The organism is Mycobacterium tilburgii (genome assembly GCF_902168065.1).
Lineage (GTDB): Bacteria > Actinomycetota > Actinomycetes > Mycobacteriales > Mycobacteriaceae > Mycobacterium > Mycobacterium tilburgii.
In genome coordinates this window covers 75,155-84,963 of sequence record NZ_LR655698.1, presented here as the reverse complement: position 1 = coordinate 84,963, position 9,809 = coordinate 75,155, and the positions used below count along the sequence as shown (strand labels likewise).

Here is a 9,809-nt window from a genome sequence, read left to right as displayed (position 1 = left end):
TTCCAGTATCGAACCCTTGCCATGGACGATGGTCGGGTCGCGGCTGAGGTGGTCGGTGATGCGCATCGCCGCGGAGCCGGTCGCTTCGTCCTCGGGCACGCCGAGGTTGGCCGTGAACACTGCGCGACCGCAGTGCCCCCGCGGATCGGTCCACCCAGGTCCACAGATAATGCGCGGTGTCGTCGGCGTAGTCGCCGGGATCCTGCGCGAGAAGCTCGTCGACAGAGTCGAATTCGTGTAAGGCGAATTCCGGGGCCCATTCGGATCGGCAGCTGACGGCCACCAATTCACCGTCGTCTTGCACCTGCACGATGCCGGCTGGGACCGCGAGGGTGTTGACCGGCGTGCCGTTGGCCCGCAGCAACCACGCCGCCCCGACGCACGGGTGCCCTGCGAACGGGATTTCGGTGCGCGGTGTGTAGATGGCCGCCCGCGCGGTGGTCGACCCTCCGGTCAGCAGGTCGACGAATATCGTTTCGCTGTAAACTAATTCGCTTGCGAGCCGCGGACGATCCGCGGTCTGGACCTGGCTGGCATCCACCACGCTGAGCGGATTACCGAATCTGCCTTCTTGGTCGGTGAAGACGCGCAACACGGTGCCGTCGATGCCCATGGCCCGACTGTACGACCCGGGCGGCCGCGACGATCAAGTGGCGCTGCGCTCGTCGGAACCTATCGTGTTAAGCACCGCGACGCGCGTGTCATCCGAGTCGGTGACCGCGCGTTCGGCGCTGTCGGCGCGCAGCAGGGCACGCAGCGCCTCCTGGTCGTATTCCGCCGGTGCGGTGGTGTCGATGAACCGCTGGACGACCTCGGTGAACCGCGCGGGGTCGGCGTGGAAGGGGAAGTGGCCCGAACCTTCGAAGATCTCCAGGCGCGAGCCGGGCATCGCGGCGTGGGCCATCCACGCGTGCCGGACCGGGACCACCACGTCCTTGGTGCCCCAGATGATCTGCGCCGGAATGGCTTCGGCCAAATAGCATCGGTCCAGGAAGGTGACGATCTGGCCGCGCCAATCCACCACCGCCCGAAGAGTGCGGCTGAACGCCGACGACGCCGTCGGCTCCGGCAGGTCATCGAGGATGCGCAGCACGTTGGGCAAGTCCATGCCCAGCCCGGTCGACCCGATCGCCAGACCCGCCAGCCGCCCGGCAAGCTGAACCGCCGGCAGCACCAGCGGCAGCCGCAGCAACGCCAGCGCCTCGCTGCCCATCGGCAGCGACGCCAGCCGGAAGGCGACGTTGACGTCCTTGGTGACACCGCCCGCGGCGACCAGGATCAACCGCTCGACCAGATGCGGGAACTGGTAGGCGAACTGCATCGCCACACCGCCGCCGAGGGAATGGCCGATGATGGTCACACGCTCGATGTCGAGCACGGACAGCAGATCACGCATGCCGTTGGCGTAGCCGGCCACCGAATAGTCAGCGCGCGGCTTGTCCGAACGGCCGTGCCCCAGCAGGTCGGGGGCGATCACCGTGAACCGCTGGGCCAGTTTGGCCTGCACCGTGTTCCACGTGGTGGAGTTGTCGCCGATGCCGTGGATCAGCAGGATCGCCGGCCCGGAGCCGGCTATGCGAAACGCGCGCTTGTAGCCGTGGATGGTGCGAAATTCTAGGCTGGGGGTGGTCATTTCCGGCACCGGGTGCAGGTTGCTTTTGCGCTTCCGCTTGGTCATCTGGCCACCCTTGTTGTCTGCGCCGGTTGGGGCGTTGGCGTTTAAGCAGGGTCGTCGTCGTCGCGTTTTTTTTCCGCCTGCTGGGCGAGAAAACGCTCGAATTCGGCACCTAGCTCGTCGCCGCTCGGGAGGTCCTCGTCGTGGGTCAGTAACGACCTGTTCTCCTGAGCGTCGATAAAGGCATCGTACTGGCGCTCGAGTGCGGCCACCACTTGAGCGACCTCGGCGCTCGCCTCCACCTGCTCGTCGATTTTGGCCCGGATTTCCGCCGCCGCCTCGGTCAACGCCGACAGCGGCAAATCGAGCGACGCGGTCTTGGCCACCTGCTCGAGCAGCGTCTGCGCGGCGGCGGGGTAGTCGGTCTGGGTCAGGTAGTGCGGGACGTGGACGGTGAAGCCGACCACCTCGTGCCCGTGCTGAGCCATCCGGTACTCCAGCAGGTTCGACGCGCTGCCGGGCACCTGGATTTCGGAGATCCACGGCTGGAAATCGGCGATCAGGTCGCGGTTGTTGGAGTGCGCGGTCAGCGTGATGGGGCGGGTGTGCGGCACCGCCATAGGCACGGTGCCCAGCCCGATCGTCTGCCGCACGCCCAGCCGCTCGGCCAGCAGCCGGACTGCGGTGATGAAGCGCTCCCATTTCAGGTCCGGCTCCATACCGGCCAGCAACAGGAACGGGGTGCCGACGCTGTCGCGCAGCGCGTACAGGCTCAGTTCCGGGTCGTCGTAGTTGGAGAAGTGGTCGGTCTTGAACGTCATCAGCGGGCGCCGGGAGCGGTAGTCCAGCAATTCGTCGATCGCGAACGACGCGACCAGCTCCGTGTCTAGGGCAGCCTTGAGGTGGTTGGCGGCCAGCCGTATCGCGTGGCCGGCGTCGGAGAAGCCTTCCAACGCGTGCACCAGCACCGGCCCGCGGCCGTCCGAGGTCACCAGGTGGGGCGCCGGAAGCTCTAGCTCGTAGATGCCGGGTTGCCCTGGCTCGTAGTACAGGTCGTCCTTGTGTTCGTCAGCCACCGGTTCGCCTCCTTTCGCCGAGTTCTCCAGGGTGCCCTAACCAGTGTCTTCTGAATCGGTGGGCACCCCATATCCGAAACGGGTTGACGCACGAACGTAATCCGTGCGGAACATTCGCGCGCACCGGGTCTGCCAGCAAATCTACCGTCGCGGCGGCGCCGCCGAGTTCCGCTTCCACCGGCGCGGTCAGGCATGATGGGATCCGATGCGCGTCCCAATGCTGCTGCTCTGCCCGATTTTCGGCCTCGCGACGGTGGTGGCGTCGTGCGACCGTCCCGTGCCGCACCTGTCGCGGCCGGTCACACCGCCGCCCCCGCCGAAGACCAGTAACCCGGCGCAGCATGTCAGCCAGCCCGAACCGCCCGCGGTGGCGGCTCCGGTGGACCCCGACCGCCGGGTGGGAGCGATCTTTTTGGACGGCAGCACCCAGCACGTCTGCACCGGCTCGGTGCTGCATTCCACCACCGGCAATCTGGTGCTGACCGCCGCGCACTGCCTGGCGGGCGCCGCTCGGATCACCTTCGTGCCCGGCCTTTCCGGTGACGGGACGCCGCCGGAGCTGTTCACGGCGGACAGCGTCTACCTGGATCCGCGCTGGGTGGCCAGCAAAGATCCGCATGCCGATTACGCGATCGCGCGGGTCAATGGCACCCACGGTTCGGTGGAGACGTCGGCGGGTTTGGCGCTCACCCTGGGCACGGCGCCGCCGCCGAGCAGTCACGTCACCGTGGTCGGGTATCCCAGCGGCGTCGGCGGCTCTCCGATCGCATGTCAGGGCAACACCGCAATCGCTGCCGGCAGCTTCCCCTCGCTAGTGTGCGAGAGGATGGTCGGGGGGACCAGCGGCGCACCCTGGGTCAGCGGGACCACCGTCGTCGGGGTGATCGGCGGGCTGGAACGCGGGGGCTGCGCCGAGAACGTGTCCTACTCGGCGCCGTTCGACGACCACATCGCCGAGCTGCTGGTCCGCGCCCAGGCCGGCGGTCCGGGCGATCCGGTGCCCGTCGACATCGACGACACCTGTTGACCCTCAGCGCCAGAACTGGTTGAGCGCCCGCACCTTGGTCATCATGTCCAGCGCGGCCACCTTGTAGGCCTCGAAGAACGTCGGGTAGTTGAACACGGCGTCCACCAGATAGTCGATGGTGCCGCCACAACCCATGTCTTTCGTCAGCTCCACTTCGGTGGCGCCCACGTAGGAGAGGAGACCTCGGGAATCGAATAGATGCCGATCGGCTGCAGTTCGGTGATGCCGTCGGTCGGTTCACCGAAGGCGTGGTAGGCGGCCAGCCGATCCCTGTGCCATGGACGTGGCGGCCAGCGCCGGGGAGCTGATGACGTCGCCGACGGCATAGATGTGGGGCACCTTGGGGGAACGGCGCGGCCAACGCGGCGATGGCGGTCGGCACAGAAATCCAGCGTAGGGCAGTGAGTAAAATACTCCGGTCAGTCCGGCAAGGTCATCGTTGGTGGCGATGCGCTGCACCTCGAGGAGACCAGAGACCTGGCCCACACCGATTTCCGCGACGACCACGAAGCTCGACGCGATACCGAGCCAGATCGATTGAACCGAGATGCTCAGCGTGACCAGGCCGAGGCCGCCGGCCAGCAGGGTCGTCGCGACGATCAACCCGCGGGCGCAGTGGTGGCAGTGCACTTTGCGCGCGAACGGCTGGACGAGAGCGGAGGTGGCCAAGGCGATGATAGAGGCCGTCGTGGCGAAGATGAGACCAAGCGAGCCGGCCACGGCGAGCTGGGTGGGCAGGTAGCCGTAGCCGATCGCCGCGGACGCGAAAAGCCATGGCGCAGAGATCAAAACGACGCGTACAAATCGCCGGTGCCGGACACCGGGGATCTTCAGCTGCGCAGCCAACGAAATACGGGTTGCCGCCTTGGCCCGCGTCTCCGGGGAGCGCGGTGATGTAGACGAACGGCGCCGTGCAGACGATGTGGCTCAGAAACGGAAGGACCTGGGGGAGCGGGCCCCATTGGGCGATACCTCCGGCGACGAGAGCGCCGAAGGCCGAGCCGCAGCCGAAGACGACGACGGTGCATCGTGCTCCCGCCCCTCGCCTGCGCGCAGGTCGAAGGGCGGCCGGGACAGCTCGGTCAGCCAGCTGGCGCCGACCGTCATCGCAATCCCGACGCCGACGCCGGACAGCAGCCGCTCGGCGGCCAGCAACAGCAGGCCGAAGTTCCCGAGTGCCAGAAGGCTGCTGCCGGACAGGGCGCTGAGCACGCCGACGAGCATCACCGGCTTGCGGCCGATCCGGTCGGAGAGCCGGCCGGCCACCAGGAGCGCGGGAATCAGACCCACGACATAGGTGCCTAGCAGCGCGTTCACCACCACCACCACCACCACCGAGTAGTGCTCTCGCTGCTCGTATATCAGTAGCAGAGGCTGAATTGGTTTCCGCCCCAACGACTTACGAACACTGCCACTGGTCCTGGTGTCCTGGGAGGCTGGCGAGCTGGGCGCGGTGAATAAGGGTCGACCTCTCCGAGAAACTCGTCGCCGGGGTGGGTCATCTCGCCGAGGTCGCTGCCGCGGCCGCACCGGAGGCAGTGATCGTCGTGATCGTCAGTGAGGAGGGCACGCTGTCCGTGTTGCAACGACGAGTACCGGCATTTGTGCGCCGTGCTGGTAGAAGCATTGGCGCAGCACCACAATGAGCTGTACGCGGCGCATGTGGTCGATCGGCTTGCACGTGGTGGGCGCTGGCACTGCGTGGACGGTTGCGGCTCGTGTGGCACGGTCGACGATCCGTCGATCTCACCGCTGGCCGCCGCGGCGGTGCTGGAAGGGCGGCGGCTCTGTTCGCGCCGTGCCGATCTACAGGCCGTCGTGGCCGCCGAGGATTCCGCTCGCAGCGCCGAGTTGGCCTGTGCGCTTGCCCGCGGCGGCGACGGCCCGACAGGAGGTGTGCAGGACGCCGATCCGAGAGGCCGTGCGCGGTCGCGACGTGCGCGCCGCGATGGCCGCCGTCGCCCGCGTCAGCAGGGTAGACCTGCTGTCCGACGCCGAGGCGACCGCCGTGGGCTGTGCGTTGACGGACGCGGCGGTCCGCGACACGTTGTACGCCTTGGCGATCGGCGAGACCGCCGGGGAGGCCGAGGCGTTGTGGGCGACACTGTCCCCGCATCCTGCCGCCGCCGTGGCGCGCCGAGGCGCTGGTGCTGCTGGCGTTCAGCGCGTATGTCCGCGGCGACAGGCCGCTGGCCGGGATGTCGCAGGAGGCCGCGCTACAGTGTGACGAGGAGCACCGGATGGTGCGCATGCTGGATACCGCGTTGCAGACCGGGACGCGGTCCCGGAGCTTGCGGTGACCGGCCGCAGGCGGCCAGGCGCCTGGGCGTGCGCTGGCGCCGCAGCGGACATTCCGCCGCCGTGCGGGATAGCGGTCAGACCTTTTCGACCTTGACCGCGTGCGCCATTTCGTGCGGGAGCGTGACGTTCTCGTGGCCCGGGATTAGGATCGTGACACCCGCGGGCCCGGTCTCTACGGTGACCCGCGCGTTGGGCACCACGCCGGCATCCTTGAGCCGTGAAATCAAATCGATGTCGCCCTGCACGTGCTCGGTGAGCTGGCGCACGACGACCGCGACCGGTGAACCCGACGGCAACTCGGTCAGCCGGACCAAGTTCACTTCCCCGGCGCCCGAATCCGGACTGACGCCCAGATCCAGCAAGCCGGGGATGGGGTTCCCGAACGGTGAGGTGGTGGGGTTGTTGAGCACCTTCATCAGCCGGCGCTCGACATCCTCGCTCATCACGTGCTCCCACCGGCATGCCTCGGCGTGCACTTCCACCCACGGCAGGCCGATGACGTCGACGAGCAGCCGCTCAGCCAAGCGATGCTTGCGCATCACGGAGATGGCCAGCGCCCTGCCCTTGTCGGTCAGCTCCAGATGACGGTCCCCGGCGACATGGAGCAACCCGTCCCGCTGCATCCGCGAGACAGTCTGGCTGACGGTCGGCCCGCTCTGGTCGAGCCGTTCGGCGATCCTGGCACGCAGCGGCGTCACGCCCTCTTCCTCGAGGTCGTAGATAGTCCGCAGGTACATCTCGGTGGTATCAACCAGGTCGTTCATTCAGCACCCTCCATTGCCGCCGAGTCTACTTGCCCAGGCTGCCGAAATGGGTTTAACGCCTCCTAGGCAAGACAATATGTCCGCCACACGACCGCGGCGGGCATACTGTCTTGCTACTCGGCTGGTGGGCGGCCTTGCCTGGCCGCTCAGCTGGCGTACGAACGGAGCCGGTCGGCGCGCTCGCCGTTGCGCAACTTGGCCATCACGTCGCGCTCGATCTGGCGAACCCGTTCACGGGACAGCCCGAACAGCTTGCCGATCTGATCCAGCGTCCGCGGCTGGCCGTCGTCCAAACCGAAACGCAGCCGGATCACCTGGTGTTCGCGCTCGTCGAGCGTGGCCAGCACGCTGCGGATGTCGGTGTGCAGCAGCTCGGCGATCACCGCGTTCTCTGCCGACATCGCCTCGGCATCCTCGATGAAGTCGCCCAGGGGCGCCTCCTCCTCGGAGCCGACCGGCATGTCTAGGCTTACCGGGTCGCGGCTGTGCTCGAGCAGGTCGTTGATCTTGTCGACCGGGATTCCCGACTCGGCGGCCAGCTCCTCGTCGGTTGCCTCGCGTCCTAGGTTCTGGTGCATCTCACGCTTGATCCGCGCCAGCTTGTTGACCTGCTCGACGAGGTGGACGGGCAGCCGGATGGTACGGCTCTGATCGGCCATGCCCCGGGTGATGGCCTGCCGGATCCACCAGGTTGCGTAGGTGGAGAACTTGAATCCCTTTGTGTAGTCAAACTTTTCCATCGCGCGGATCAGCCCGAGGTTGCCCTCCTGGATCAGGTCCAGCAGCGGCATGCCCCGGCCGGTGTAACGCTTGGCCAGCGACACCACCAGCCGCAGGTTCGCTTCCAGCAGGTGCCGGCGCGCCGCCTGCCCGTCGCGTACGACGGCAGCGAGGTCACGTTTGCGGTTCTCGCCGAGGCGCTTGCGTGTCGCGAGTAGATGCTCGGCGTACAGTCCAGCCTCGATACGCTTGGCCAGTTCGACCTCGTCCGCGGCGGTCAGCAAGGCCGTCTTTCCGATGCCGTTCAGATAGACGCGCACGAGATCCGCTGCGGGGCTCTGAGCATCCAGATCGCTGTCGATCCTGCCTGTGAAAGCGTTCACCATGGCGGCCTCCCGGTTGGCTTGTAACTGTCATGTTGTTAAACGACAGATCAGCCCGTTGAGTTCCCACCGCTCTGCGATCTCACACGCCGTGACGTGCGGAGATGTCACCGTGACTTGAGAATGTTCTGAGAAGTGCGGATTACGGCCACTCGGGCGGAATGGACCCGGAACCGGCGTCGTACCCGCGGCCCGGCGCGCCCGGTGGCGGTTGCGGTGGGTGCCGCGTCTCGGTGGCCGGCCGTTCGGCCGTCGGCGAGGCGGCCGGTCGTTGGCGATCAGCACGGCCATCCAGGGCAGCGGGACCGAAGCCCCCACGATGAGAAGTGAGATCAGGCCGTTGTGCCAGGCGCCGTAGGCGAGCGCCGCCAGGATCAGCGCGGGAGCGCGGAAAGCCATCAGCGTCAGGTATTTACGCACCCGCGCACGGTATTGCTCTTCGTACGAAGGTTCGGCGGCCGTGATCAGTACCGGCCGGCCTTTGTTGTGGTCGAAGTCGTCGAACCTGTCGAACCCCGAATCAGAGCCGCGCCTCATTACTCTAACTGTCCCACACCCGGCGGATTCCGGCGCAGCCGGTTTTCGCCGCGCGGACAGTGCACAATATGCGGACAGTGTACGATATGACGTATGCAGACCCAGACGATCGAACGCACTGACACCGACGGACGCGTCGACGACGGGACCGGCAGCGATACCCCGAAGTACTTCACACTACGTCAAGAAGGACAAGATCGCCGAGAGCGCGGTGATGGGACCCACGTTGTGGCGTTGTGCGGTGAGGTTTTTCCGTGACGAAGGCGGCCAAGCCGGGCTCTCCGGTCTGCCCGGACTGCAAGAAGATCTACGAACGGCTCAAGAAGGGCTGATCAGCCCGGCGGATTTGTCGGCGCCGTGTCGCGGTCCTGCGTCGCGGGATTCGCGATCGGCGCCGCCAGCGTCTCCACGGTGCGCTTGAGCCGGGGCGAGCGGGAGAACAGCCAAATGCGCAATCGGTGGGGGTGAGTCCGCGGGGCGGGGAACTCCTCCTGGATGGCGGCGTTGAGTTCGGCGCCCAGCATGATCGCAAACCCGCCGAAGAACGCGAACAACAAAAACGCGATCGGCGTGGACAGCGCACCGTAGGTGTATCCCGTGCTGGTGATCCAGCGTAGGTACACGCGCAGGCCCAGCGTCGTGGTCACGAACACGGCGGTGGCCAGCACGGCGCCCACGATCAACCGGTGCGTCGGCAGCGGTTCCGGCAGTGCGACCCGGTACAGCACGACGATTCCGATCATCAGCCCCACGATCAGCGCGGGGTAGTAGCCGTACCGCAACGCGTTAGCCAGGTTGTCGGGAATGTGTTCGGAGACCGTGCGGGGGCCGACCACCAGCACCGGCGCCGTCAGCACCGCGGCCACCAGCCCCGCCACATACAGGAACAGTGCGAAGAACCGCTGGCGCACCGGATGGCGCAACGGCGTCTGGTCGTGTGCCTCGACCACCGAGTCGACGAACGACGAGATCGCCGACGAACCGGCCCACAGGGACAGCACGAATCCCAGCGAGACCACCTCACCGCGGGCGTGTGCGGTGATGTCGCGGACGGTCGGCTCGATGATCTCGTTTACCACGCTGGTCGAAAACAGTTTGTGCGCTGCGGAAATGGCGCTCTTTTCGATGCTGGGCAACGCGTCCGGGCCGAACAACGGCGCCACGTAGGCCAGACTGCCCAGCATTCCCAACAACAACGGTGGTGTCGACAGCGCCGACCAGAATCCGGCTTGCGCGGACTCGGCGAAAATCGAGTCGTCCCAACTCTTGGTGAGAGTTCTGCGTGTAATGCGCCAAGTGTGGTGACGCGACGGCTTAGCGGTCTGCTCGTTCATATCGGTCCAGCATTACCGACGACTGCACCCAACAGCTCACATTCTGGATGGA

9 protein-coding genes and 4 pseudogenes are annotated in these 9,809 nt (G+C 66.7%); 4 read left to right on the top strand and 9 right to left on the bottom strand.

Annotated elements, in window-relative coordinates; translation table 11 throughout:
* From FQ389_RS06390 to FQ389_RS06380, 3 genes and pseudogenes are all read right to left on the bottom strand, one after another.
* Nucleotides 1-613 (bottom strand): annotated as a pseudogene (locus FQ389_RS06390) (PhzF family phenazine biosynthesis protein); the annotation flags it as partial.
* Nucleotides 614-646: 33 nt separating this feature from the next.
* Nucleotides 647-1,678 (bottom strand): alpha/beta fold hydrolase, encoded by a 1,032-nt coding sequence (locus FQ389_RS06385; protein ID WP_144206405.1) that lies wholly within the window; start codon nucleotides 1,676-1,678, stop codon nucleotides 647-649.
* A gap of 41 nt (nucleotides 1,679-1,719) precedes the next feature.
* On the bottom strand, nucleotides 1,720-2,691 hold the full coding sequence (locus tag FQ389_RS06380) for a proteasome assembly chaperone family protein (RefSeq protein WP_144206404.1): 972 nt from the start codon (nucleotides 2,689-2,691) through the stop codon (nucleotides 1,720-1,722).
* A gap of 205 nt (nucleotides 2,692-2,896) precedes the next feature.
* On the opposite strand from FQ389_RS06380, the gene FQ389_RS06375 reads away from it, so the two are divergent.
* Nucleotides 2,897-3,718: a trypsin-like serine peptidase gene (locus FQ389_RS06375; protein WP_144206403.1), complete on the top strand. Its 822-nt coding sequence runs from the start codon at nucleotides 2,897-2,899 to the stop codon at nucleotides 3,716-3,718.
* A 3-nt stretch (nucleotides 3,719-3,721) separates the two neighbouring features.
* On the opposite strand, the pseudogene FQ389_RS06370 reads toward FQ389_RS06375, so the two are convergent.
* Nucleotides 3,722-4,072: pseudogene (locus FQ389_RS06370) on the bottom strand (Si-specific NAD(P)(+) transhydrogenase); the annotation flags it as partial.
* A gap of 573 nt (nucleotides 4,073-4,645) precedes the next feature.
* On the bottom strand, nucleotides 4,646-5,053 hold the full coding sequence (locus tag FQ389_RS06365; RefSeq protein WP_186296289.1) for an MFS transporter: 408 nt from the start codon (nucleotides 5,051-5,053) through the stop codon (nucleotides 4,646-4,648).
* A 222-nt stretch (nucleotides 5,054-5,275) separates the two neighbouring features.
* Here FQ389_RS06365 and FQ389_RS22200 point away from each other — a divergent pair.
* Nucleotides 5,276-5,774, top strand: a pseudogene (locus FQ389_RS22200) (DUF4192 family protein); the annotation flags it as partial.
* 91 nt (nucleotides 5,775-5,865) lie between these two features.
* On the top strand, nucleotides 5,866-6,018 hold the full coding sequence (locus tag FQ389_RS22195) for a DUF4192 family protein (protein ID WP_407662781.1): 153 nt from the start codon (nucleotides 5,866-5,868) through the stop codon (nucleotides 6,016-6,018).
* A gap of 75 nt (nucleotides 6,019-6,093) precedes the next feature.
* Here the strand turns inward: FQ389_RS22195 and FQ389_RS06355 are convergent, their stop codons facing one another.
* The 3 genes from FQ389_RS06355 to FQ389_RS22190 all read right to left on the bottom strand — a co-directional run bounded on the left by FQ389_RS06355 (nucleotide 6,094) and on the right by FQ389_RS22190 (nucleotide 8,423).
* Nucleotides 6,094-6,783 carry a metal-dependent transcriptional regulator gene (locus tag FQ389_RS06355; RefSeq protein ID WP_144206401.1) on the bottom strand — a complete coding sequence of 230 codons (690 nt, stop codon included), beginning with the start codon at nucleotides 6,781-6,783 and terminating at the stop codon, nucleotides 6,094-6,096.
* A gap of 146 nt (nucleotides 6,784-6,929) precedes the next feature.
* Nucleotides 6,930-7,889 carry a sigma-70 family RNA polymerase sigma factor SigB gene (sigB, locus tag FQ389_RS06350; protein ID WP_144206400.1) on the bottom strand — a complete coding sequence of 320 codons (960 nt, stop codon included), beginning with the start codon at nucleotides 7,887-7,889 and terminating at the stop codon, nucleotides 6,930-6,932.
* A 27-nt stretch (nucleotides 7,890-7,916) separates the two neighbouring features.
* On the bottom strand, nucleotides 7,917-8,423 hold the full coding sequence (locus FQ389_RS22190) for a DUF3099 domain-containing protein (protein ID WP_407662780.1): 507 nt from the start codon (nucleotides 8,421-8,423) through the stop codon (nucleotides 7,917-7,919).
* Between the two features lie 93 nt (nucleotides 8,424-8,516).
* Here FQ389_RS22190 and FQ389_RS06340 point away from each other — a divergent pair.
* Nucleotides 8,517-8,755: pseudogene (locus FQ389_RS06340) on the top strand (DUF3039 domain-containing protein).
* On the opposite strand, the gene FQ389_RS06335 reads toward FQ389_RS06340, so the two are convergent.
* Complete coding sequence (locus tag FQ389_RS06335) at nucleotides 8,756-9,757, bottom strand: YihY/virulence factor BrkB family protein (RefSeq protein WP_144206399.1); 1,002 nt, start codon at nucleotides 9,755-9,757, stop codon at nucleotides 8,756-8,758. It lies immediately after the preceding pseudogene.
* Nucleotides 9,758-9,809 lie beyond the last annotated feature (52 nt).

What these genes read in the sequence shown, in the direction of transcription:
- sigB (WP_144206400.1), bottom strand. Translation starts at nt 7,889, where the DNA reads ATGGTGAACGCTTTCACAGGCAGGATCGACAGCGATCTGGATGCTCAG.
- FQ389_RS06375 (WP_144206403.1), top strand. Translation starts at nt 2,897, where the DNA reads ATGCGCGTCCCAATGCTGCTGCTCTGCCCGATTTTCGGCCTCGCGACG.
- FQ389_RS22190 (WP_407662780.1), bottom strand. Translation starts at nt 8,423, where the DNA reads ATGAGGCGCGGCTCTGATTCGGGGTTCGACAGGTTCGACGACTTCGAC.
- FQ389_RS06385 (WP_144206405.1), bottom strand. Translation starts at nt 1,678, where the DNA reads ATGACCAAGCGGAAGCGCAAAAGCAACCTGCACCCGGTGCCGGAAATG.
- FQ389_RS06355 (WP_144206401.1), bottom strand. Translation starts at nt 6,783, where the DNA reads ATGAACGACCTGGTTGATACCACCGAGATGTACCTGCGGACTATCTAC.
- FQ389_RS06335 (WP_144206399.1), bottom strand. Translation starts at nt 9,757, where the DNA reads ATGAACGAGCAGACCGCTAAGCCGTCGCGTCACCACACTTGGCGCATT.